The sequence below is a fragment of the Xanthobacter flavus genome (genome assembly GCF_017875275.1).
Taxonomy (GTDB): Bacteria; Pseudomonadota; Alphaproteobacteria; order Rhizobiales; family Xanthobacteraceae; genus Xanthobacter; species Xanthobacter flavus_A.
In genome coordinates, this window is sequence record NZ_JAGGML010000001.1 from 563,180 (window position 1) to 585,979 (window position 22,800).

Consider the following 22,800-nt stretch of genomic DNA (forward strand, 5'->3'; position numbering starts at 1 on the left):
AACCCCGGCGTGTCATGCGGTCGGGCCTTGTCTCAGGCTCGGGCCAGAGGCCAGCCGATTTTGGCTCAGCCCTTGGCCTTGCCTTCCAGCGAGATGGCGACGAAGCGAACGCCCTCGCCACTCTTCACCTGGATGAGCACCGCCTTGCGGTTCTCGGCCTTGGCGGCGGCGAGGCCGTCGCGCACGTCCTTCGGGGTGGCGACGGTCTTGTCGCCGACCTTCAGGATGACGTCGCCGGTCTTCATGCCGCGCTGGGCCGCCGGGCCGTTGGGCTCGACGCCGGTGACCACGACACCCTCGCCGCCGGCACCCTGCACGCTCTTGGAGGGCGCGAGCTGGAGGCCGAGGCGCGGCAGGTCCTTGTTGCCGGCGCTGTCATCCTCGCCCTTGGGGGCGTCGGTGCGCGAGGCCACCTGATCGTTCGGCAGCTGATCCAGCACCAGCTTGATGTCCATGGGCTTGGTGTCGCGGATCACGGAGAGCTGGATCTCGGTGCCCGGCTTCATCATGCCCACCTTGCGGGTCAGCTCGCGGGCTTCCTTGATCGGCTCGTTGTTGACCTTGACGATCACGTCGCCGGCCTTGAGGCCCGCCTTGGCACCGGGGGTGTTGGGCTGCACCTGAGCAACCAGCGCACCCTCCGCAGCCTTGATGCCGAGACCCGAGGCGAGGTCATCCGTCACCGGCTGGATCTGCACGCCGATGTAGCCGCGGGCCACCGAGCCCTTGTCGCGCAGCTGCGTCACCACGGTCTTCACCGTCTCGGAGGGGATGGCGAAGGCGATGCCCACGTTGCCGCCCGAGGGGGAGACGATGGCGGTGTTCATGCCGATCACCTCGCCGTTCAGCGAGAAGGTCGGGCCGCCGGAATTGCCCCGGTTGATGGGAGCGTCGATCTGGATGAAGTCGTCATAGGGGCCGGAGCCGATGTCGCGGCCGCGGGCCGAGACGATGCCGGCGGTCACCGTGCCGCCGAGGCCGAACGGGTTGCCGACCGCGATCACCCAGTCGCCGACGCGCGGGGCGCCGTCCGCCAGCTTCACCCACGGCAGGTTGGTGACGTCCGCGATCTTCAGCAGGGCCACGTCGGTACGCGGATCGGTGCCGATCACCTTGGCGACGTATTCCTTGCCGTCGGTGGTGGTCACGTCCACCTCGTCGGCGCCGTCCACCACGTGGTTGTTGGTGACGACGTAGCCGTCAGCCGAGATGATGAAGCCGGAGCCCTGGCCCACCACCGGGCGCTCGCCCCTGGGGCCCATGCCGCCACGCGGACCCATGCCCGGGCCGCCCGGACCCATGCCGGGGCCGCGGCCTTCGCCGAAGCCGAAGCGCTTCAGGAATTCCTCGATCTGGGGCGGGACATTGCCGCCGAGGCCGTCGCCGCCCATGGCCATCTGCTGGTCGCCGATGTCCTTCTTCACCTTCACCGAGACGACGGCGGGCGAGACCTTCTCGACGATGTCGGCGAAGGAGAAGGTACCGGCCGGCTGGCTGGTGGTGATCTGGGCGAGGGCGGGAGAATTGGCGGGCGGGACGAACTGGCCGGCCACCACGCCGGCGAGCGCGAGACCGAAAACGCCCGCGAGCATGGCGCGGCGGTTGCGCTTCATCACGGAAGGGGTGGAGGGGGAGCGGGTCATGCGTCGCGTTCTCTCTGTTGCCTGCCATGCCCGGCAGGTTCGAGAGGCAAGCTAAGGCTTGGATCGTTACGGCAATCTGGCGGCCGGATTAAGCTTCCGTAATGTCGCTCGCGATGCCGTGAGGTCCACGCCTGCGCGGGCTCAGCCGGCCCCGCGCGACACCAGATGCAGGCCGAGCACCATGATTCCCACCGCCGCGACCCAGCTGCCCGCCGCCCTGAGCGCGATGGGCCGCCAGCCGCCGACTCCGGAGAGGAAGGCGATGGCGCAGCCGAGCGCGAGGGTGACGAAGGCGTAGCCGATCACCGTCACGCCGGAAAGGAACAGGAAGCGGTCCGTGGTCGCCACCATGGCGGCGCCGTTCTGATAGCCATCCAGCAGGCCGAGCCCCACCGCCAGCACCAGGAGCGCGGCCAGCGGCAGCCTCAGCTGCGCGGCGACCGCGAGGCCGGTGAGCGCCACCAGCGTGACACCCGCGACCGGCGCGAAGGGCGGCGGCGGCAGGACCAGCGAGAAGGCTCCGCCGGCGGCCAGCGCCAGCGGGAAGACGAGAACCACCCAGCGCGCCGTGCGCGGACCCTGGAAGGCGGCGAGCACCGCCAGCGCGAGCCAGGGCAGCACCTGCTCGAAATCGGTCAGCGGGTGCAGCGCGCCGGAATAGAAATCGCCGAGCCGCGTGTCCACGAGGTGCGCATGGGCAAGGCCGGGCGTGAGCGCGAAGACGAGAGCGAGCGCGCCGGCCAACCCGGCGCGCCGAACCAGGGCAACCGCGCCGGCAAGGCCGGCGCGCTGGACAAGGCGTGTCATTCGATGATCCCGATGGCACCGAGCAGGAAGTAGACACCGAGGCAGCCGATGGCGGCGCCGCAGGCCCGCACCGCCTTGGCCCCCGCCTCCCAGCGCACCGCCACGCCGATGAGGATGCCGAGCAGGTGGAGCATGCCGGTGGCCACCACGAAGCCCACCGCGAACGCCACGGCATCGGCCGCATCCGGCAGTTCCTTGCCGTGCGCATAGCCGTGGAAGATGGCGAACACGCCGACGATGGTCGCCGCCACCCACAGCGGCGGGCGGATGTTCAGGGCCACCATGGCACCCAGCGCGATGCCGGACAGCGCGATCATCAGCTCGACGAAAGGCAGGTCGATGCCCATGACGCCGATGAGGCCGCCCACGGCCATTACCAGCGGGAAGGTGATGGGCAGCACCCAGATGGCCGGATTGCCGAGTTGCGCGCCCCACAGGCCCACCGCCACCATGGCGATGATGTGGTCCGCGCCGGTGAGCGGATGCAGGAACCCGCTCTGAAGGCCGATCTGCACGCCCGAGCCCGTATGGGCGAGGGCAGGCGACAGCGGGATCATGGCGAGCAGACCGGCGAGGACGAGCGCCGGATTCGGACGATGGGACTTCATGACGAATGCCCTTCCAAGGAGTTTGCCCCGAGCAGGCTCAGATGCGGGTGAGGAACCAGAACGAGGCGACGGAGCCGATGACATAGGCCGGAACGGCCGCACCCCAGCGGGGCAGCAGCGCCTGCGCCTGCCGGTGCGCCCACATGAGGGCGAGCACGGCCATGACGAACATCAGCTGGCCGATCTCCACGCCCACGTTGAAGAACAGGAGGGCGATGGGCAGCGTCGCCTGCGGAATGCCGAGCGCCGTGAGCGCCGTGGCGAAGCCAAGCCCATGCAGGAGGCCAAAGGCAAAGGCGACGACCCAGGGATAGCGCGCGGTGAGTCCCGGCTCGCCCCGCTGCAGCTTCACGATCTCGACGCCGACGAAGACGATGGACAAGGCGATGGCGGCATTCAGCGGCCGTTCCGGCACGCCGACCCAGCCGAAGGTGGCGGCGGCGAGCGAGATGGAATGGCCGACGGTGAAGGCGGTGATGGTCTTCACCAGCCGCCAGCCGCCCTTCACGATCCAGATCAGGCCGAGCACGAACAAGAGGTGGTCGATGCCGCGCAGGATGTGGTCGATGCCGAGGTTGACATAGGTGTCCGCAAGATCGGCCCACACCGCGAGATTGGTGCCGGGCTCGCTGGCCACCATCATGGAGGGCTTGGCGGCGCTCACAGTGTAGGCGACGGGCGACCCGTCGCGCGGAACCACGCGGATGGTCGCCACCGACTGCTTGCTGCCGAGGCCCATGAAGCTCAGGCGGCCGGTCAGGCCCCGCTCGCCGCAATACAGCTCCGGCGGAGTCCAGGTGCAATGGGCTGGAAAGATGGGCTGGAGCGTCACGTCCACCGGCGGCATGGTCCACTGGCCGATGAAGCGGCCCGGCGCGATCTCGCGCAGGGTGATGACCGCCATGGTCGCCTCATGCGCCCGCGCCACCGCCGAGGGCAGCAGCACGGCGGACGCCACGGCGAGCATCGCCAGAAGCCCGGCCAGCGGACGGCGCAGGGCCGCCGCGCCGCGACGCAGGAGGACTGTCGCGCAGCGGGCGATCATGGCTCACCGCGCCGGATGACGTAGGCATTGCCGAGATCCCTGGTCGCGGCGATGCCGAGGATGCGCCGGCGCTCGTCCTTCCAGGCGAGGGCCACCTGGGCGGACACGTCGTCGAGGTCTGTCGGATGGCCGGGCGCATAGGCATCGAGCCGCACCACGTTCCAGCCGTCCCTGGAGGGCAGCACGCGCCACTCGCCCTGCGGCAGCGCCACCAGCGTTTCCACGAACGGCGCGCCGAACGACGGCTCCAGCGACTTGCGGGGGCGCTCGCCGAAGATGAGGGCGCGGTTCTGGATCTCCTCGGGTTCCTCGCCGACGAGGATCTGCTCCAGCGTCTGGCGTGCCTCCGCCTCGGCGTTCGGGCCGGTGAAGGGCACGGAAATGAAGCTGATGGTCTCCGGCACGTCATATTGCGCGCGCCGCTTCTCGTACCAGGCTTCGAGCTCGGCGCGGGTCGGCTCCTTCACCTCGACGCCGTTGAAGATGAGCAGGCGCATCTTGTGGACGATGCGGTCGCGGATCATCTCGTCGCCCTTGTCGAGGCCCTGCGCCATGGCCTCGCGGAAGGTGATCTCGTTCAGGATCCACACGTCGACCAGCTTGCGATACTCGTCCGCCCCCGGCTCGCGGCCCTCGTGGGTGGACTTGAAGGCGTCGACGATGCTCTGGCGCACCTCGGGGGTGACCTCGATGAGCTTTTCCTTTGGCACCGCGGGCGTCACGGCCGCATGGGCCGCGAAGATCATGGCGCCGAGCACCATGAACTGGAGCAGCGGCTCGCCGATGAGCCGCCTCAGAAGACTCTTCTTCCCCGTGCCGGCCGGGCCATTCGCGCCCGCATTCAAACCCGATGCCGTCAAGACTCATCCCCCGCCCACAGGGATGCGGAAAAGCGCATCCCTGCCACTTCGTGCTTCCGCGACTGCTGGCGGCGCATCCCCTAGCGGGCAACCGGTGTCGGCTTGATGACAGCGCCGGCACCACATCGGGCACGAGCGTGCATCGCGGACGGAGGCGCCGCCAGCTTCGCCTGGCGAGCCAATTTTCCCTTACTCTATTGCAAAATAACGAAAAACCAGCCTTTTTAATGCCAAGCTAAAGCCGTAACAGACCAGGCCAGACGGAGCGATCACCATGTCATTGACGGGACGAATAGTGCTTTTTGCGGTCGCGGGAGCCATCCCGCTCTTTGCCGCTTCGGGTCCTGCCTTCGCGCAGAAAATCGATATGTAGCGCGAATATTATCAAGGACGCTGGACGTGGTATGGCGTCCACAAGGCGAGAGCTTCGCCCAACAATACGAGCCGAATCCAATTCAATACGCCAACCCAGGCCGTCTACTTCTATGATAAGATCTGCTGGAACGTCACCATCAACAAAGGCGTCGGCGGGGATATTTTTTCGTTCGACAAGAAAAACTACTTTGAAATGAACGTCGTCGGCTCTCAGATCAAGGCAAGGTTTTGGATCGACATGAAGCCCCCGGCACGCTCGCCCGACGCCACGACCACCTTTTCGCGGTTCAATTGATAGAACGATCGAAACCGCGGCCCACAGGGCGCCTCGATCGCTGACGCTTTGCGGACAAGAACGGACTTTCTTCCGGTGGCAGATCGGCGCCCCGCGTGCCGGCTGCCACCGCATTCCAATATCTGCAGTCCCGGCATTGCCCGTCGTCGCGCCAAACGCCTCCGCCCGTTGGTTTCCCGGCTCACCTTCCATGGCGTCACAGAACCTTCAGCACCCGGTCACAGAACACCGCTAGGAGGCCCTCACGGGCGGACTGGCGTCCGTGGGAAAATCAGGGGTTGGAGCATGAAGGGCGGGGTGCTGACACAGCAGCTCATCGCGGGGGCGTCGGTCCTCGCTGTTGCCGGCGGGGCGGCGTTGATGCCGACGCAGGCGTTCGCCGACAGCTACATGGCCGGCGACTTCCACAATCACACACCGTGCTCGGACGGCCGCTCGTCGGTCGAGACCATGGTGAAGAAGGCGGTCCAGAGCTACGGCCTGGAATGGCTCGGCGCGGCCGATCACGGCGGCTCCAGCCCCCGCGACTGCCGCGTGGACGACCCGGAGGGTGACGGTTCCACCACCGGTACCGGCCGCTTCTTCGATCAGGTCCAGGGCCTGGTGATCAAGGGCGACACGGCCACCTCGCAGGGCCACCGCTCCATGTGGCGTTGGCAGAGCGCGGAAGAGATCATCTTCCCCGAGCTCGTGCGCCTCGCCAAGGAGACCGGCGTGCCGATGCTCTATGCCGGCATCGAAACCAACGTGCCCGGCCACGAGCACACCTCCATGACGGTCATCGGCAATCAGAAGCCGCAGAACGCCATCGAGAAGAAGGGTCTGTTCGGCAAGAAGAACAAGGACAAGGACACCGGAGACGCCAGCGCGGTGGCCGAGTTCGAATACCGCTTCGACCGCTCCGACGCCGACTTCGGCAAGGGCGCGCCGACCCACAATTGGGAAGGCAAGGTCGCCAATGCGTCCGGCGTCGGCTCGGGCACGGCGAACCACCGGAACAAGGCGGTTCCCTCCGTCCAGTGGCTGCAGAAGTACTATCCGCTCGACAGCTACTACGTGCCTGCGCATCTCGAGCGCGCCGGCGTGTTCAACCCGGACAAGAACAACGGCTTCAACATCGAGCACCTGCGCGACTTCAACAACGCGGGTCCGACCGTCGCCGTGGGCTTCGAGAGCCAGCCGGGCCACCAGGCCTCGAACAATCGCGGCGAATACCGCGCCGGCTTCTGCGGCACCGGCTGCGACTCGGTGGGCGTGACCACGTTCGGCGGCACCGGCATCTATGCCGCCAAGATCGGCGGCGTGTGGGACGCGCTGCTGGGTGAAGGCCGCAACTGGTTCTTCTACGCCAGCTCCGACTGGCACAACCGCGGCGCCTTCTCCATCTACGAGAAGGGCACCACCAACGACTTCTACCCCGGCGAGTACCAGAAGCTCTACATCCCGCGCCCCAAGCGCAATGTGGCGCTCCGCCCGCAGGTGGTGGTCGACGGCGTGCGCTCGGGCAACTCCTACTCGGTGCAGGGCGATCTCATCTCCGGCGAGCTCACCTATTCCGCCAAGGCCGGCCTCGGCGCCAAGGCGGGCATGGGCGAAACGCTGGTCGTGAAGCGCGGCAAGTCGGTGACGCTGACCCTCGAGGTCAACGTGCCCACCGGCACCAACTACTCGCCCTACACCTTCAACAACCCGTCGCTGGCCCAGATCGGCATCCAGGAGCCGCTCAACAAGCCGACGCTGCGTCAGGTGCAGTTCATCAAGGGTGACGTGACCGGCGTCGTGGCGCCCACCAGCGCCAACTACACCGCCGGCACCAATGCCTCGGCGGCGATCATCGCCACCTTCGGCCCGTCCACCTGGAAGGCGCGCGGCACCAAGCGCACCATGACCGTCACCATCCCGAACGTGCAGAACAACATGTACGTCCGCGTGCGTGGCTCCAACCTGCCGGCCTCCGTGCCGGCCGAGACCGACGCCCAGGGCAACCCGCTCAACGACTGGGATCCGGAAAACGCCGCGCAGGGCCCGTTCGTGCCCTGCAACGACGCCGCCTGCCCCTCGCACCTCGTGGTGCGCGACGGCCAGAAGATCTCCAGCTACGACGTGGCCGCGTGGTCGGACCTGTGGTTCTACGCGAACCCCATCTTCATCCGCGTCTCCGACCAGCCGGAACTCCTCGTCGAGACCAACGAGAAGCTCGCGGTCTCCCTGGCCAAGTGACGCCTGCTCAGTGATGGGCAGCTGACGACAGAAGACAAGCGCCGGCCACGGCCGGCGCGAGACCTTCGGATGCCGGGGGCCTTCGGGCCTCCGGCTTCTTTCGCTTTCAGGGATCGTCTCGTTCATGTCCCAGGTTCAGGCTTCGCAGTCCCGATCCGCCGCGTCGCAGGACCTGACGCTCGGCCGAAACGCGCGCACCGGCATCGCCATAACGCTGGTCGCGACCCTCTCGGGCTTCGCGGGCCTCGGTTACGAGATCGTCTGGACCCGCATGCTCGCCGTCAGCCTCGGCCATGAGCTGGTGGCGGTGCTGGGGGTGATTTCCGCCCTGTTCGGCGGCCTCGCATTGGGCAGCCTGCTGCTGGGCCGAGCCATCGCCGCGAGCCGGCGGCCCGCCGTCTGGTATGCCGGCCTTGAGCTGGTGATCGGCGCCTGGGCGCTGGTTCTCATCGTCGCGACGCCGCACTTCGGCGATCTCGTGCCCACGCTGGTGCCGGTGGATGCCTCGGCGCTGCGGCAATGGTCCGTCGCCTTCGCTTTGCCCTTCGTGCTGCTGCTGCCGGCGACCCTCGCCATGGGCGCCACCCTGCCGGCGCTTGAAGCCGTGCTCGCGCCGCGACTCGCCTCCGGGGCGGCGGTGGGGCACGTCTATGCCGCCAACACCTTCGGCGCGGTGGCGGGCACGCTGGCCACCGCCTTCCTCATCATCCCCGCCCTCGGCCTCAATGCGACGCTGGTTCTGTGCGCCGTCCTGAATGCGCTGTGCGCGGCAGCGATGCTGGCCGTAGCCCGGAACTCCGCAGCGGCGCCGGTCACTCGCCCGATTCGCGCGCCTGAGACCGCATCCGCCGCGCTACCCGTTCTGGTCCCCCTGTTCCTCACCGGCCTTCTCGGCATCGGCTATGAGGTGCTGACAGTGCGGGTGCTGAGCCAGATTCTCGAAAACACCATCTACACCTTCGCCATCCTGCTCGCCTGCTACCTTGCCGGCACCGCGCTCGGGGCGGCGTTCTATGCCCGGTGGGAGGCGAATCGCGGGCCGGGTGGAGAGGGCACGATCGGCTGGCTCGTCACACTCACCGCCCTCGCCTGCCTCGCCGGAGCGGCGCTGCTCGGCGCCTCCGGGGTGATTCTCTCGGGCCTCAAGGCCGTGTTGCCCGTCACAGTGGCCGGCCGGCTCTCGGCCGAGGTCGCCATCGCCGCGCTGGCCTTCCTGCCACCCACCCTCGCCATGGGCGCGCTGTTCACCGCCCTTGCCCAGCGCGCATCCGACCGGCTCGGCGGCGTCGGACCGGGGCTCGCGGCCAATACGCTGGGCGCTGCGCTGGCGCCCATGCTGTTCGGCCCCGTCCTGCTGCCCCTGATGGGGGCCAAATACGCCTTCGCGCTGCTTGCCGCCGCCTATGTGCTGGCGCTGCCGCTCCGGAGCCGCGCGGCGCTGGCCGGCGGCGGGCTGACGCTGACGGCGACGCTGGCGCTGGTGCTCGCGCCCATCTCCCTGCGCTTCGTGCAGGTCCCGGAAGGCGGCGCGCTGGAATGGCACCGCGACGGCGTGATGGCGGCGGTGAGCGTGGTGCGCAATTCCGCCGGCGACCGCCACCTGCAGGTGAACAACCATTTCCGCATGGGCGGCAGCGCCTCCATGCGCTCGGACCACCGGCAGGCGCACATCCCTTTGCTGCTGCATCCGAATCCGCACAGCGCCCTGTTCCTCGGCCTCGGCACTGGCGCGACCCTCTCCGCCGCCGGCGACCATCCCGGCCTCAAGGTGGAGGGCGTGGAACTGGTGCCCGAGGTGGTGGAGAGCTTCCCCTATTTCGAGCGCACGCCGCCACGCCTCGCCGGCAATCCGGACATCCGCATCCATGTGGCCGATGCCCGCCGCTTCGTGCGCGCCGGGACGACGCCCTATGACGTGATCGTCGCGGACCTCTACCACCCCTCCGTGGACGGCTCCGGCGCGCTCTATGCCCGCGAGCATTTCGCCGCCATCCGCGACCGCCTCGCGCCGGACGGGCTGTTCTGCCAGTGGCTGCCGCTGCACCAGCTCGACATCGCGACGCTGCGGGTGATCGTGCGCACCTTCCTCGACGTGTTTCCGGACACGACGGCATGGCTCGCCCAATTCAGCGTGGAGACGCCGCTCGTGGCGCTGGTGGGCCGCCGCACGCCCGCCGCCTACCCGGCCGACTGGGTGGAGCGCCGCGTGCGCGACCGCGCACTCGCGGCGGGGCTGAAGGCGGTGGATATGGACGGCAGCTTCGCCCTCTTCGGCCTCCACCTCGCCGGCCCGGCGGAGCTGGCCCGCTTCGCCGGCGATGCCCCGCTCAACACCGACGACCGGCCGGTGGTGACGGCCGCCGCCCCGGGCACCGCCTATGCCGCCAGCGAGCGGCCGGCCGACCGTCTGGTGGCGCTCCTCGCGGCGCTTCATCCGGCGCCGGAGGCGCTGCTGGCCGGGGCCGATCCCGCCACGCAGGCGCGGCTCGCCGCCTACTGGACCGCGCGGGACGGCTATATCGGCATGGGCGCCCGGGCGCTGGCGGCGAAGGGTCCGCGCGACGTCATCGGCACGCTGGCGCCGCAGCTCATCGAGCTGGTGCGCATCAGCCCGGATTTCGATGCCGCCTACGCGCCCGTGCTCGCCATGGCGCGACAGCTCGCCGTCACTGATCCTTCGGGCGCCCGGCGGCTCCTAGAAGCATTGGATAGGGCGAACCCGAGCCGGCCCGAGGCGCGGCGGCTGCTGTCCCGGCTGCCGCCGGCGTGACGGGCGGGATTTCCCCCGCCTTTGCCACGGTGAAGGCGATGGAGCCGCCGTCCGCATGGTGGTGGCGGCGCAGATAGCCGTTCCATTCCACCAGATACTTGCCGGGCGGCAGGGGCTGGGTCATGCGGAACGCGGTCTGGCGCACCTCCTGCGACGGACGCGCCCAATCGGTCGGCCACACGGCCTTGTCGTCGAGGCTCACCACCCGCACGTCGTCGAGCCGGAACTCGTCGGTGAAGTCGATGGTGACTTCCGGCTGCGTCTCGATCAGCACCGCGTTGGCGTTCGGAACGGACTGGTCGAACGCGCACTGGGCCTGCGCCCCTGTCGCCGCGAGGCCGACACCTAAAACGACCGCGATTGCTGCATGAAGGCGCATGGGGCTCTCCCTGAACATGGGCCTCTCCCTGAAAAGGCGTGCTCTTGCGTTCAAGTGAAGTGGATGGCGTAGCCGAAATTGTCGAGGCGGTCGGGAATGGCGTTGAACGCCACCGAGATGCGCCGCCCGCCCTTGTTCACCGGCACCTCGTGCAGCAGGTAGCTCGGGAACATCACAAGATCGCCCGCGCCCGTCTGCGGCATGGCGAACTTGCCGCCGTTGAAGGCGTTGATGCGGGCATTGGGATTGGTGTTGCCGAAGATGAAGCCGCTGCCGCCGATGGCCTTGTGGAAGACGATGTTGGCGGAGGGGTGCGCTTCCGTCAGATAGACGACGCCGGAGATGAAGCTGTTGGCATGGGTGTGGATGGCCTGGTGCCCGCCCGGTTCCAGCACGTTCACCCAGATTTCCTTGATCTGCCAGCGCAGCGCCTCGCCGAACAGCACCTCGCCGAACTCCGTCACCTTGGGCAGCACCAGCGCGCCGAGCCGCGACAGCAGGGTGTCCGACTGGTCGCCCGCCACGGGCGTGTGGGAGAGCAGGTCCGAATAGGCGTTGGTGAGCGAGGTGCGGTCCGCCACCTCGGCCGCGAGCGCCGCCACGTCGGCGGGGCCGACGAGGCCCTCGACGCGCATCACGGGGGTGGGGAAAAGTCCGATGAGCTGGGTCACGACAGGCCGGCCGATGTGCGCGAGACGGGGAGACGGCGCACTTTCCCTATGGCCCATGACCCCACGATGACGACCTGAGGTGACGCGCGGCCGGCAAACGCCCGAAGCCAACCGTCAATGGCTCGAATCGAGATCCGCCGGAGAGGGCTTCGTGCGGCGCGGCACCAGCACCTGCCCGGCCACCGGCTTCGCATTGCCGACCTGCGCCGCGGCGAACGGGCCTTCGGAGCCGCGCGGCGGCTGGGGGCCGCCCTTGCCGGGGGCGGGCAAGGCGAGGGTCACGGTGTCGGCACTGCCGTGCATGACCACATCGCGCGGGCCGACGCTGCGCAGCGTCCAACCGCCATGGGCATCGCCGACCTTGAGGCGCACGATCTGGCCGCTGGCCTGATCGGTGAAGATGCCGATGCTGCCGGCCGTGCTCACCACCGTGCCCATCAGCGCGAGTTGCGGACGCGGCGCGGCGACGGCGGCGGGCGGTGCGGAGGGCGGCGGAGGCGCCAGCGCCACCGGCTGATCGGGCGGGCGGCGCGAGGGCGTGAACAGGGGGCGGTCGCGGGTCGCCGACAGGCTTTCGATGGGGACCGCCCACAGGGGATTTCCGCGCTCGGGGTCGGCGCTGGCCGTGGGGGGGCGGGCGGGCGGCTGGCCGGGCGCGAGAAATTCGATCTGCGGCGGGGGCGCCTCCACCTCGGTCGAGGCCGCGGAAACAGCGGTGGCGATCCCCGCGACGGCAACCGGAAGGGCAAGGGCGAGCGCAAGCAAGCGCCGACGGCGCGCGGATGGGGGGACGAGGCGGATCATCGCGCCCCCCGCCAGCGGCCATGGACGGTCAGCATCACCTGGATGCGTCCCTCCTGCCCCCGTGCTTCGGCGCCATCGCCCTGCATCCGTCCCTCGGCTCCATCCGCGTCCAGCTGCCCCAGAGCAGCGCCCTGCCCCTGGGCCTGGACCACAAGGGGATCCACGAACAGGAAGGGCTGCCCCGTCTCGATATCATATAGCAGGTTCTGCAGATCCTCCTGCCCGATATCGATGGTCGCGGCCACCGCCACGAAGCCAGGACCCAGCGGCGAGGCGCCAAGCTCCACGCTGGAAGAGACGAGATGCCCGCCCGCCGCATCGGCGGCGGCGGCGACGCGCTCGGCCAGCGATGCGCCAGCCACCGTCACCGTCGCGCCCTCGAGGAAGGGGGAGCCGCGCTCTTCGGCCCCGGCGGCGCCGGGCCGGGGGGGCCTTCGCCCTTCCAGCCGGTCCAGCAGATCCTGCGCCTCCGCCACCGCCGCGCGCTTGGCCAGCACGTCCGCCACCTCGCCGAACGCGACGGCCAGAAGCACGGCGACGAGCACGCCATAGCCCAGCGCGGCCAGCGCCAGCGTGCGGCGGGAACGGGCGGGCGCGGCGGCGGTCACTGGGTCACCTCGAACGGCACGGTAATGTCGGCCTGGATCTGGAAGCGCTCCCCCGCATCCCCCGGCTGCCGGGTGGTGGGGGCGACGAAGGTGGCGGCGGAGAAGTGCTTCGATTCCTCCAGCAGCCGGACGAGGGAGGGCGCCTCGCGGGAGACGCCGGTCAGCTCCACCTTGCCGTTCTGGATGGTCAGGGCCGAGAGATAGGTGTGGTCGGGCAGCACCTGGGAGAGCGCCTCCAGCACGAGCACGGTCGGCGCCTGCGCGCGCTTGGCCTTCTCCAGACCGCGCAGGGCCGCGCCCTCCGCGCCCAGTCCGTCGCGGGCGGCGGCGATGGCGCGGCGGCGGGCGGCGATGGCCTGGTCCAGCGTCTGCTGCTCCTCGTCGAGGCTGCCGCCCAAGAAGCCGGACACGCCGGACGCGAATGTCGCCGCGAGGGCCGCCGCCGCAAGCACGCCGAGCAACACTTGCCTGAGGCGTGCCGTGCCGGCCCCTTCGCCGGACGCGCCGGCATGAACGGTGATGGACGCGCCATCGCCTTGACGGGTCGTCAGCACCAGATGGCCGACGCCGAGCGCCTTCAGCGCATCGAGGGCGGGGGCGAGACGAGCGCGCGGGGTGGCGGCGACCATCACGCGGATGCGGCCGTCGCCCAGCGGTTCGGGCGCCGTCCAGCCGAAGGCGGCCTCTGCCGCGCTCCAGGGCGTGAGCCGGTCGATCTGCGCCCGCACGATGCCGTCGAGATAGGGCCTCGCCCCCTCCGGCAGATCGAGCGGACGGAACAGGAAGCGGGCGGGGTCAAGCGCCAGTTCCACCTCCCGGCCCTTCAGCGACGCTGCGACCTCGGGCGGCACGCCATGCGATGCGGCGGCCGCAAGGGGGAACGGTACGGCGCCGGGAAGGACGAAGGCGCCGTCTTCCCGCTCCTCGATCCGCACCGCACGCATCCGGCCGAGCCGCGCCCGGCCGGCGGCGAGGGCCGTGGCGAGGGCCGTCGCCGTCAGGTCGACGAAGGCCGAGAAGCCATCGATGGCGCGGGTCAACAGCGAGGCGTCGGGTGCGCCCGGAACCAGGCTCATGGCCGTCCTCCCGTCGTCTTCCGGCGGGCGGCGGGAGGCGCGTCGTCGGCAAGCTCCCGCCACGAGAGATCGCGCCACAGGAGCACGCGATAAGGATCGACACCGAAGTCCCGCAAAAGGATCACCGCCTCCGTACCCAGCCGCCGTCCGTCGTCGAACGCGACGCGCACGGTCACGCGCGCCGTGTCCCCGGCCGTGGTGGCGATGCCCGAGGCGCCCGCGACGACGCTGCCTTCGCCGCCCGCCTTGTCCTCGCCGGAGGTCGCGAAGGTGGCGGTGTCGATGTCGTCCATCCCCTGCCCCGCCTTGGCCAGCGCCGCGCGCACCATCGGCCCCGCGATGTCCGGATTCACTTCCCGCCGTCCGGCATAGACCGTGAGGTGAGGCAGCGCGGCGGCGACCACGTCGGCCGGCAGGCCCGGCACGCGGGCCAGTTCCGCCGCATGGGCGAAGGCGCCCTGCCCATGTCCCGCCTCGGCATCGCCGACCGCAGAAGACTTGTCGCCCGAGGCGGGCGCGCGCCAGGCGGCGATGCTGGCGGCATAGGCCTTTGCCGCCGGTTCCGGCACGCCCAACGCCTGGAACAGGCCGGACAGCACGGGCGGCGCGGCGGCGTTGAGATCGATGCGGGCCGCCTCGTCGGCGAAGCGGGCGGAGACGTTGGCCTCGCCCATGCGAAAGCGCACCTCGCCGCTGGTCGCCCGCTCCTGCGCCGGCACGGAGAGGAGACGCAGCGCCGCCAGTTCCACCCCCGCCATCGCCAGCCCATCCGCGCGCAGCGTCTGCGTGCGCACCGCGGAGGCCGACGCCGTGTCCGCCACATAGACCGCATAGACGGCGGTGAAGGCGGCCAGGGCGGCGAGAATCCACAGCACGGTCACGAGGATGAAGCCGCGCTCCGTCCCTGCCGGGGCGCGCCTGAGTCGGATCGCGCTCATTGCGTCGCTCCCCCGCCGTTGCCGCCCGCGCCGGAGACCGCTTTCGCGCGCGATCCGCTGAAGCCGATGGCGGTCCCGCAGATGGGCTTGGTGGCGTCGGCGGCGCAGAAGGCGGGCGCGTCCGAGCGGATGGTGACGGAGGTGGAGGCGCCGGTGGCCCGCCCCCCCTCGCGCACCACCATGCGCACCGCGCGCGGCAGTTCCTCCTCGCCGCGCCATTCGGCGTGCCATGCCCCGTCGCGGCCGGCATAGGAGAAGGAGACGCTGACCGGCGGGCGCAGCAGCCGCACCGGCGCGCCGAACGACGGAAGCCCCCCGGCCTCGGCCGGCGGCGCATAGGGCGCGGCGCGGCGGACCATGGCGGAGCCGCGCCCGTCCGGCACGGGCGCCAATTCGACAACCTCCAAGCCCCGCGCCGCGCCGGGCGCGAGCACTTCGCGCACGAAGACCACGCGCTCGGACGATCCCTGGAACAGGGTCTCCGCCCCACCCTGCACGGCAGGCAGGAAAGCGGCGGCGGCGAGGTCCGCCGCCATGCGGTCGAGGGCGAGGGCGACAAGTTCGCTCTGCTGCACCCGCCCCAGCCCGCGCTGCCAGGCGGGGAGCCATTTCGCCGTCACCATGGCGATGGCGGCGAGCACCAGCCCGGTGAGCGTCATCGCCACCAGGATCTCGATGAGGCCGAAGCCGGCGCGGCGGCGGCGCGAGGCGATGGTGCTCATTGCGGCCGGCTCCGCACAAGGCGCACCGTCTCCAGCGCCACCATCTCGCCGCCGGGGCCGCGCACGCGGATGCGGATGTCGAGGGGCGTCCAGGGCGCAGTGTCCGGCAGGCCGGCGAGCGTCATAGGCTGCACGTCCATCTGCCAGCGATGACCGGCGATCTCGCCTTCGGTGCGGCCGATCTGGATGAGATCGCGGCTCGGAATGCCCGTCTCCACGGCGCGGGCGGTCTGCAGCAGCGCCACCCGCCGCTCCAGGATCCTGGTGCCGCGCAGGCTGGAGCCCGCCACCATGGCGATGGCGCCGAGAGAGGCCGCGACCACCGCCAGCGCCACCAGCACCTCGATCAGGGTGAAACCGGCGGTGCGGCGCCGGAGGCGCAGATCAGGAGCGGCCACGGGGCACAATCTCGACGCCGCCGGTGAGCCAGTTCACCCGCACCTCATAGCCCGTCCCGCCCTTGAGCATGGCCACCACGCCGCCGCAGGAGAGGCCGGAGGGGAAGAATTGCACCGAGGCGCGCGCCGGCCGGCCGTCGCAGGTCGCGGGCAGCACGGTGTCCATCTGCACGTCGCCGGGCACGCGCACCACCCGGCCGGCTGAGCCGGAGGTCATGCGTCGGCCGGTGGCATCCACCGCCGTCGCCACCGGTACGCCCCGGCGGATGGCGGCGGCGCGGTCGGCCTTCAAAAGCGCGGCGGCCTCCACAGCGAGGGATTCGAGCTTCGCCCGCGAGGTGCCCGGCGCGAGACGCGGCAGCGCGAGGGTCGCCAGCGCGGCGACGATGGCGAGGGCGCACACGACCTCCAGCAGGGTGAACCCCGCCTCGCCGCCCCCCGCCTTTGCGCGCCCGCGCGACATGCGACGTCTCCGGCCTACCGCGCCCAGCTCGTGACGTCGGCGGCATTGCCCGTGCCGCCCTCCTGCCCGTCGGAGCCGAGGGAGACGATGTCGAACGGCCCATGCTGGCCCGGCGCGCGATAGGCGTAGGCCTTGCCCCAGGGATCGAGCGGCACGGTGCCGCCCTTCAGGTACGGCCCGTTCCAGGTCGAGACATTGCCCGGCCGCTGCACCAGCGCGTTCAGCCCTTCCGACGAGGAGGGATAGCGGCCGGCATCCAGATAGAAGAGATCGAGGGCGCTGGAGAAGCCCTGGATCTGGATCTTCGCCGTCTTCACCTTGCTGTCGCCGAGATAGCCGAGCACGCGCGGCCCCACGAGGGCGACGATGAGGCCGATGATGGTGATGACCACCAGCAGTTCCACCAGCGTGTAGCCGCCTTCGCTCTTCCGGCGACGAGAGCGGGACGGGATATGGGCCATCATGGGGGCGGGACCTTGATTCACGTTTCGTCACCCGATGCTTTGGCTGACCGACAGCAACGCGGTCATGACCGAGACGATGAGCCCGCCCACCACCACCGAAATGGTGACGATGGCCGCCGGGCCGATGACCGCGACCACCCTGGCGAGGGCGCGCTGGAGCTTTTCCTCGTAGAAATCGGCGATGCGGCCGGAGAGCAGGGCCAGTTGGCCGGTCTCCTCGCCAAGGCGCAGCATGCGGATGGCCATGGGCGGCAGCACGTCGCCCTCGGCGAAGGCATCCGACAGCCGCCCGCCGTGGCGCACCCGGTCCGCCGCCTTGGCCCAGACGGAGGCCTCTTCGCCCGCCGCCATCACGTCCACGATGATGCGCAGCGCGGCGGTCAGCGTCACGCCGTTGCCGAGCAGGATGGAGAGGTTGCGGCAGAACACGGCCGAACGGCGGAACAGAAGCACCGTGCGCACCAGAGGCAGCTTGGAGAGCACGCCCGTCACCGCCCCGCGCACTTCCTTCCGCCGAAGCGCGAGGAAGGTGAGGGCCGGAAGCACCACGGCCGCGATGCCCACCTCCATGGCGTGGGCCTGCAATCCGTCCGACAGATCGAGCAGCACCTGCACCATGGGGTCCAGCTTCGCCCCCATGTCGCGCAGCACGGAGGAGAATTGCGGCATCACGAACATGAGGAAGAAGACGAGCACGCCGCCTGCCGCCACCAGCACGAAGGCGGGATATTGCAGCGCCGACACCACCTTGCGGCGCAGCTCCTCGGCCCGCTGGCGCTCGGCGGCGACCAGTTCCAGCATCCGGTCCACGGTGCCGGAGGCCTCGCCAACCTTCACCAGCGCCACATAGACCGGCGGGAAAAGCTTGGGATGGGACGCCAATGCCTCCGCCAGACTTTCGCCGGCCAGCACGTCCGCGCGGATCTTGCGGGCGACGGCGCGCATGCGGCCGAGGTCGGTGTCGCCGGTGAGCAGTTCCAGCGCCTCGTCCAGCCGCGCGCCCGCGCGCAGCAGCAGAGCGAGGTCGCGGGTGAAGAGGGTCACGTCCTCCGCCTTGGGCGCGCCGAAGGTGAAGCCGAAGGCGCTCTCCTTCTTCTCCTTGAGCGGCGTCGTCTCCACCGGCACGAGGCCGAGGAATTCGATGCGGCGGCGCACCTCCGCCTCGGTCGGCGCGGCGATCTCGCCGCTCACGATCTGCCCGGCCTGGGTGAGCGCGCGGTAGGAGAAAGTGGCCATGGGCTCAGCGCACCGTGGTCACGCGCAGCACCTCGGCGGCCGAGGTGAGGCCGGCGCGGCACTTGGCGACGCCATCGTCCAGCATGGTGGTCATGCCGCCGGCGATGGCGGCGCGGTCGAGGGCGGCGGCGCCGGCATGGCGGTCGATCATCTCGCGGATGTCGTCCGAGAGGGTCAGCACCTCGAACACGCCGATACGCCCGCGATAGCCGGCTCCGCCGCAGCGCTCGCAGCCGACCGGCTCGTACACCGTCTCCCCCGCCGCGAGGCCGAGGGCGGCATAGCGCGGGTCGTCCCGCACATCCGAGACCGAAAGGGTGTGCGGCCGCTTGCAGCGCTCGCACAGCTGGCGGACGAGGCGCTGGGCGATCACCGCGCGCAAGGTGGACTTGAGGAGGAAGCCCTCCACGCCGAGGTCCAGCATGCGCGGCACCGAGGCGGCGGCGGTGTCCGTGTGCAGGGTGGTGAGCACCAGATGGCCGGTGAGCGCGGCGTGGACGGCGATGTGCGCCGTCTCCGGGTCGCGCACCTCGCCCACCATGATGACGTCCGGGTCCTGGCGCAGGAAGGAGCGCAGAGCCGCCGCGAAGGTAAGCCCGATCTGCGGGCGCACCTGCGACTGGAACACGCCCCGGATCTCGTACTCCACCGGGTCCTCGATGGTGAGGATCTTGCGGGTCGGCTCGTTGAGAACCGAGAGGATGGTGGCGAGCGTGGTCGTCTTGCCCGAGCCGGTGGGGCCGGTGACCACCACCATGCCGTGGGGCAGCGCGAGCAGCTTCATCAGCGTCTCGCGGTCGTGCGGGGCGAGGCCCAGCTTGTCCACGGTGAGCACGCCCCGGTCGCGCGCCAGCAGGCGGATGACGGCGCTTTCCCCGTGCTGGGTGGGCATGATGGCGACGCGCACGTCGATTTCGTCGCGCCCGAGCTTGAGGCGCGCCGCGCCGTCCTGCGGCAGGCGGCGCTCGGCGATGTCGAGGCCGGCAAGAATCTTGATGCGCGAGATGACCGCCTGCGGCAGCACGTCGGCGAGCGCATGGATGGGGCGCAGCATGCCGTCGATGCGCAGCCGCACCTCGAGGCCGGTGCGGAACGGGCCGATATGGATGTCGCTGGCGCGCAGCTCCATGGCCTTGTCGAACAGATCGTTCACCGCCCGCACCACCGGCGCGCCGGAGGCGAGGTCGCGCAAACTGTCGATGTCGTCCTCGGCCCGCGCCGTGGCGGGACCGGCGGCCTCGCGGGCGGCCGCCTCGTCGGCGCCGAGCCGTTCGGCCAAGGCGGTGGCGATATCCTCGAAGGAGGCGACGGCGAGCGTGACCTTGCTCCCCAGCACGATCTCCGCCGCCCGGACCACCGTCTCGTCGGTGGGATCGCCCACCGCGAGCCAGGCCGTGCCGTCCGCCGCGCGGAAGGGCAGCACGGTCATCTCGCGCAGAAAGCGCGGGGTGAAACTGGACACGAGGGAGGGAGCCGCCATCAGCTCCGGCAGGGCGATGCGGGGCAGCCGGTAGAAGCGGGCCACCTCATCGGCGAAATCGCCAGCGGTGAGCTCACTCGCCTCCCACACCTGACGCAGCGGACGGGTGTCCGTTCCGCCCCCGGCCGCCTGACCCGAGACGCGCGCGGCGAGGAAGCTCAGAAAATCGGCGCTCCCCTCCCCGCTCATGCCCACGTCCCCGAAAGCCAGAGTCCGGATCCCGCCGCGTCATGCAGCGGCACTCTTCTGAAGCTGGACCTTGACTGCTATTAACATGGACCGCATCACCGGCGAAGGTTGCGGCCGGAAAGCAATTCCAGGCGCAGTGCCGGCCCATTTGCGGTAGCCGCCTGTTGCCCGCGCGGGGCACCGAAGCCGCCAGCTTGGTATTCCCGGCTCCCGTGACGCTCGCGCGTCACCGTGATGACAATGTCACGACATTCGGACACCACCCCGGAGCGGCGATAGCCAGCTAACTGAAGCTTGGCAGCGGCTCCGGTCAACCCTTATATATCCGTCACATGCAGTCGCTAAAGGATGCGCGCCAAGGGTCGTTCGGCGCGCGCCTGCGACCTGTGGCCCTTGCATGCGGCTATCGGATCCCACGGCTCTTCTGGCCGCGCGGCTCTTGCGTTCGGAAGTAGCGGGTGATGCGTGATTGAGGATTGGCGCGGCCGGTCGAGCCCACGACCGGGCACTCTTGTATTGGCGTGCGCGATCCTCTTCGCCGCGGTCCTCTCCGGCTGCTCGGGCATCATGGACGATACGAAGCCCCAGAGCACATTCGACCAGGTCCGCAACATCGATCTGTCGCCGAAGCCCATGCAGCCTGTGGCCCAGCCGCAACAGTCGACCGACAATCGCCAGCCCATCGAATATTTTGCCACCCCCGGCGCGCAGCCCGTGACCGATCCGGCGGCGGTCGGGGCGGCGGGCGCGGCGCAGCGCGGGGCGGATGGCGGGTACGATCTCAATTTCGAGAACACCCCCGTCACCACCGTCGCCAAGGTGGTGCTCACCGATATCCTCGGCGCCAACGTCATCATCGATCCGCGGGTGCAGGGCACCATCAGCCTGTCCTCGGCCCGCCCCGTCGCCCGCACCGATCTGGCCTATGTGCTGGAGAGCGCCTTGCGCGCCAACGGCATCGCCCTCGTCCGGGATTCCTCCGGCTACCAGCTGATGCCGCTGACCGAGGCGGCCGGCTCTGGCGCCACCGATGTCGGCACATCGCGGCCGGAGCCGGGCTACGGCGTCTCCGTGGTGCCGCTGCGGTATGTCTCGGCGGAGACGCTGATGCCGGTCATCGACAGCTTCGCCACGCGGGCCGGCATGGTGCGGGTGGACCCCGGCCGGAACGTCCTGCTCATCCAGGGCACGGCGCAGGAGCGACAGGCGGCCATCAACACCGCCCTCTCCTTCGATGCCGACTGGATGCGCGGCCAGTCGGTGGGCATCTACCCCCTGCGCAACAGCGCGCCGGAACCGCTCATCACCGAGCTGGAGACGCTGCTCGATGCCGGCGAGGGCGGGCTCAGCCACAAGATGGTGAAGTTCCAGGCCATCAACCGGATGAATTCGGTGATGGTGGTGGCCAAGAAGCCGGACCTGCTGCGCACCGCCGCCACCTGGATCGAGCGCCTCGACCGCTCCGACAGCTCGGTGGGCGTGCGCGTCTATCGCCTGCGCTACGGCGAGGCGCGGCAGACCGCGCGGGTTTTGAACGAGCTGTTCAACGGCACGTCCTCCCAGGGGCTGGACCAGGCCTCCAACCAGATCGCGCCGGGCTCGGGCACCTCGCTTTCATCCAATGGCGGTGGCTCGAACGGCCCCATGTCCGTGCAGCAGCGCCTCGGCCAGACGCCGCCCCAGAACCAGAGCCAGGGCCAGAACGCCCAGCCGGTGAACCGGGGCGAGACCGACAACGAACTGCAGGGCGGTCCCGGCTCCGGGCCGTCCGGTGGCGGCGGGGCGCTGCTCTCGGGCGTCCGCATCACCGCCGATCAGGTGAACAACTCCCTGCTCATCTACGCGAGCCAGGAGAACTACCGCATCATCGAGCGCACCCTGCTCCAGCTCGACCAGCCGCAGTTGCAGGTGGCCATCGAGGCGACGGTGGCGGAGGTGACGCTCAACGACCAGCTCGCCTATGGCGTGCAGTTCTATCTCACCAGCAACAATCTGGGCCTCGGCAAGAACAACGGCTCCGTGATGAACACGCTGTCCTCAAGCGTCACCGACCAGGCGATCAACCGCGTGCTGCCCGGCTTCAACCTGCTGGTCGGGCGCGAGAACCAGCCGCGGATGATCCTCGACGCCTTGCACACCGTGACCGACGTGAAGGTGCTGTCCAACCCCTCCGTGGTGGTGGTGGACAACCAGAAGGCGACACTTCAGGTGGGCGACGAGGTGCCGGTCTCCACCGGCAGCGCCACCGTGCTCACCTCCTCGAACACGGTGGTGAACACCATCGAGTACAAGAACACCGGCATCATCCTGCACGTGACGCCGCGGGTGAACGTGAACGGGCAGGTGCGGCTCGATATCGAGCAGGAGATCAGCAACGTCACCAAGCAGCCCACCGCCAACGGCAGCTCGTCCGAGAGCTCGACCCTCACCCCCACCGTCTCCCAGCGCCGGGTGAAGAGCACCATCGCGGTGACGAGCGGGCAGACGGTGCTGCTCGCCGGCCTCATCAGCGAGCGCAGCGACGGCGTGCGGCAGGGCGTGCCGGTGCTCGACCAGATCCCGGGCTTGGGCGATGCCTTCGCCCATAAGGACACCACGGTGAAGCGCACCGAGCTCATCATCTTCATCCGCCCCCAGATCATCCGCGACAATATGGATGCCCACACGGTGGCGGAGGAATTGCGCGCCAAGCTCAAGGGCACGGTGGGCGTGCTGCCGGGCGGCCCGCAGCCGCTCATCAACCGGTGAG

The 22,800-nt window shown here is 69.9% G+C and carries 20 protein-coding genes; 3 read left to right on the forward strand and 17 right to left on the reverse strand.

Annotated elements, in window-relative coordinates; translation table 11 throughout:
* Positions 1-65: 65 nt before the first annotated feature.
* The 5 genes from J2126_RS02745 to J2126_RS02765 all read right to left on the reverse strand — a co-directional run bounded on the left by J2126_RS02745 (position 66) and on the right by J2126_RS02765 (position 4,963).
* Positions 66-1,643 (reverse strand): Do family serine endopeptidase, encoded by a 1,578-nt coding sequence (locus tag J2126_RS02745; RefSeq protein ID WP_209483708.1) that lies wholly within the window; start codon positions 1,641-1,643, stop codon positions 66-68.
* A gap of 141 nt (positions 1,644-1,784) precedes the next feature.
* Positions 1,785-2,450 (reverse strand): HupE/UreJ family protein, encoded by a 666-nt coding sequence (locus J2126_RS02750; RefSeq protein WP_209483710.1) that lies wholly within the window; start codon positions 2,448-2,450, stop codon positions 1,785-1,787.
* Positions 2,447-3,058 carry a HupE/UreJ family protein gene (locus tag J2126_RS02755; RefSeq protein ID WP_209483712.1) on the reverse strand — a complete coding sequence of 204 codons (612 nt, stop codon included), beginning with the start codon at positions 3,056-3,058 and terminating at the stop codon, positions 2,447-2,449. The genes J2126_RS02750 and J2126_RS02755 overlap by 4 nt, the downstream gene beginning before the upstream one ends.
* A 37-nt stretch (positions 3,059-3,095) precedes the next feature.
* Complete coding sequence (locus J2126_RS02760; RefSeq protein ID WP_209483714.1) at positions 3,096-4,103, reverse strand: HupE/UreJ family protein; 1,008 nt, start codon at positions 4,101-4,103, stop codon at positions 3,096-3,098.
* Positions 4,100-4,963 carry a peptidyl-prolyl cis-trans isomerase gene (locus J2126_RS02765; protein ID WP_209483717.1) on the reverse strand — a complete coding sequence of 288 codons (864 nt, stop codon included), beginning with the start codon at positions 4,961-4,963 and terminating at the stop codon, positions 4,100-4,102. The genes J2126_RS02760 and J2126_RS02765 overlap by 4 nt, the downstream gene beginning before the upstream one ends.
* A 955-nt stretch (positions 4,964-5,918) precedes the next feature.
* Between J2126_RS02765 and J2126_RS02770 the strand changes: the two genes are divergently transcribed.
* Together J2126_RS02770 and J2126_RS02775 are read left to right on the forward strand one after the other, a co-directional pair.
* On the forward strand, positions 5,919-7,853 hold the full coding sequence (locus J2126_RS02770; RefSeq protein ID WP_209483719.1) for a hypothetical protein: 1,935 nt from the start codon (positions 5,919-5,921) through the stop codon (positions 7,851-7,853).
* A gap of 124 nt (positions 7,854-7,977) precedes the next feature.
* Positions 7,978-10,623 carry a fused MFS/spermidine synthase gene (locus J2126_RS02775; RefSeq protein ID WP_209483721.1) on the forward strand — a complete coding sequence of 882 codons (2,646 nt, stop codon included), beginning with the start codon at positions 7,978-7,980 and terminating at the stop codon, positions 10,621-10,623.
* On the opposite strand, the gene J2126_RS02780 is transcribed toward J2126_RS02775, so the two are convergent.
* From J2126_RS02780 to J2126_RS02835, 12 genes are all read right to left on the reverse strand, one after another.
* Positions 10,520-11,002 carry a copper resistance CopC family protein gene (locus J2126_RS02780; protein ID WP_209483723.1) on the reverse strand — a complete coding sequence of 161 codons (483 nt, stop codon included), beginning with the start codon at positions 11,000-11,002 and terminating at the stop codon, positions 10,520-10,522. The two genes, J2126_RS02775 and J2126_RS02780, sit on opposite strands and share 104 nt — an antisense overlap.
* 50 nt (positions 11,003-11,052) lie before the next feature.
* Positions 11,053-11,673, reverse strand: coding sequence for a TIGR02466 family protein (locus tag J2126_RS02785; protein ID WP_348634213.1), 621 nt, complete (start codon positions 11,671-11,673; stop codon positions 11,053-11,055).
* Positions 11,674-11,787: 114 nt separating this feature from the next.
* Complete coding sequence (locus J2126_RS02790) at positions 11,788-12,477, reverse strand: general secretion pathway protein GspN (RefSeq protein ID WP_209483727.1); 690 nt, start codon at positions 12,475-12,477, stop codon at positions 11,788-11,790.
* Complete coding sequence (gene gspM, locus J2126_RS02795; RefSeq protein WP_209483729.1) at positions 12,474-13,085, reverse strand: type II secretion system protein GspM; 612 nt, start codon at positions 13,083-13,085, stop codon at positions 12,474-12,476. Before gspM ends, J2126_RS02790 begins: the two co-directional genes overlap by 4 nt.
* Positions 13,082-14,161 (reverse strand): PilN domain-containing protein, encoded by a 1,080-nt coding sequence (locus J2126_RS02800; RefSeq protein WP_209483731.1) that lies wholly within the window; start codon positions 14,159-14,161, stop codon positions 13,082-13,084. The genes gspM and J2126_RS02800 overlap by 4 nt, the downstream gene beginning before the upstream one ends.
* The gene (locus J2126_RS02805) at positions 14,158-15,099 is read right to left on the reverse strand and encodes a general secretion pathway protein GspK (RefSeq protein ID WP_209483733.1); all 942 of its coding nucleotides are present in this window, start codon (positions 15,097-15,099) and stop codon (positions 14,158-14,160) included. Before J2126_RS02805 ends, J2126_RS02800 begins: the two co-directional genes overlap by 4 nt.
* Positions 15,096-15,821 (reverse strand): prepilin-type N-terminal cleavage/methylation domain-containing protein, encoded by a 726-nt coding sequence (locus J2126_RS02810; RefSeq protein WP_209483735.1) that lies wholly within the window; start codon positions 15,819-15,821, stop codon positions 15,096-15,098. Before J2126_RS02810 ends, J2126_RS02805 begins: the two co-directional genes overlap by 4 nt.
* A complete protein-coding gene (locus tag J2126_RS02815) occupies positions 15,818-16,219 on the reverse strand; it encodes a prepilin-type N-terminal cleavage/methylation domain-containing protein (protein ID WP_209483737.1) in 402 nt (133 codons plus the stop codon). The genes J2126_RS02810 and J2126_RS02815 overlap by 4 nt, the downstream gene beginning before the upstream one ends.
* Entirely contained in the window at positions 16,206-16,682 is a 477-nt protein-coding gene (locus J2126_RS02820; protein WP_209483739.1) for a prepilin-type N-terminal cleavage/methylation domain-containing protein, read from the reverse strand. Before J2126_RS02820 ends, J2126_RS02815 begins: the two co-directional genes overlap by 14 nt.
* A 14-nt stretch (positions 16,683-16,696) precedes the next feature.
* Complete coding sequence (gene gspG / locus J2126_RS02825) at positions 16,697-17,146, reverse strand: type II secretion system major pseudopilin GspG (RefSeq protein ID WP_209489782.1); 450 nt, start codon at positions 17,144-17,146, stop codon at positions 16,697-16,699.
* A 27-nt stretch (positions 17,147-17,173) separates the two neighbouring features.
* Positions 17,174-18,382, reverse strand: coding sequence for a type II secretion system F family protein (locus J2126_RS02830; RefSeq protein WP_209483741.1), 1,209 nt, complete (start codon positions 18,380-18,382; stop codon positions 17,174-17,176).
* A 4-nt stretch (positions 18,383-18,386) separates the two neighbouring features.
* Entirely contained in the window at positions 18,387-20,051 is a 1,665-nt protein-coding gene (locus tag J2126_RS02835) for a GspE/PulE family protein (RefSeq protein WP_209483742.1), read from the reverse strand.
* Between the two features lie 516 nt (positions 20,052-20,567).
* Between J2126_RS02835 and gspD the strand changes: the two genes are divergently transcribed.
* On the forward strand, positions 20,568-22,799 hold the full coding sequence (gene gspD / locus J2126_RS02840; protein WP_432445299.1) for a type II secretion system secretin GspD: 2,232 nt from the start codon (positions 20,568-20,570) through the stop codon (positions 22,797-22,799).
* Position 22,800 lies beyond the last annotated feature (1 nt).

Coding starts and splice junctions, on each gene's coding strand:
- J2126_RS02805 (WP_209483733.1), bottom strand. CDS start 15,099: ATGAGCGCGATCCGACTCAGGCGCGCCCCGGCAGGGACGGAGCGCGGC.
- J2126_RS02750 (WP_209483710.1), bottom strand. CDS start 2,450: ATGACACGCCTTGTCCAGCGCGCCGGCCTTGCCGGCGCGGTTGCCCTG.
- J2126_RS02745 (WP_209483708.1), bottom strand. CDS start 1,643: ATGACCCGCTCCCCCTCCACCCCTTCCGTGATGAAGCGCAACCGCCGC.
- J2126_RS02760 (WP_209483714.1), bottom strand. CDS start 4,103: ATGATCGCCCGCTGCGCGACAGTCCTCCTGCGTCGCGGCGCGGCGGCC.
- J2126_RS02770 (WP_209483719.1), top strand. CDS start 5,919: ATGAAGGGCGGGGTGCTGACACAGCAGCTCATCGCGGGGGCGTCGGTC.
- J2126_RS02810 (WP_209483735.1), bottom strand. CDS start 15,821: ATGAGCACCATCGCCTCGCGCCGCCGCCGCGCCGGCTTCGGCCTCATC.
- J2126_RS02835 (WP_209483742.1), bottom strand. CDS start 20,051: ATGAGCGGGGAGGGGAGCGCCGATTTTCTGAGCTTCCTCGCCGCGCGC.
- J2126_RS02790 (WP_209483727.1), bottom strand. CDS start 12,477: ATGATCCGCCTCGTCCCCCCATCCGCGCGCCGTCGGCGCTTGCTTGCG.
- gspG (WP_209489782.1), bottom strand. CDS start 17,146: ATGATGGCCCATATCCCGTCCCGCTCTCGTCGCCGGAAGAGCGAAGGC.
- J2126_RS02800 (WP_209483731.1), bottom strand. CDS start 14,161: ATGAGCCTGGTTCCGGGCGCACCCGACGCCTCGCTGTTGACCCGCGCC.
- J2126_RS02830 (WP_209483741.1), bottom strand. CDS start 18,382: ATGGCCACTTTCTCCTACCGCGCGCTCACCCAGGCCGGGCAGATCGTG.
- J2126_RS02820 (WP_209483739.1), bottom strand. CDS start 16,682: ATGTCGCGCGGGCGCGCAAAGGCGGGGGGCGGCGAGGCGGGGTTCACC.
- J2126_RS02780 (WP_209483723.1), bottom strand. CDS start 11,002: ATGCGCCTTCATGCAGCAATCGCGGTCGTTTTAGGTGTCGGCCTCGCG.
- J2126_RS02775 (WP_209483721.1), top strand. CDS start 7,978: ATGTCCCAGGTTCAGGCTTCGCAGTCCCGATCCGCCGCGTCGCAGGAC.
- J2126_RS02755 (WP_209483712.1), bottom strand. CDS start 3,058: ATGAAGTCCCATCGTCCGAATCCGGCGCTCGTCCTCGCCGGTCTGCTC.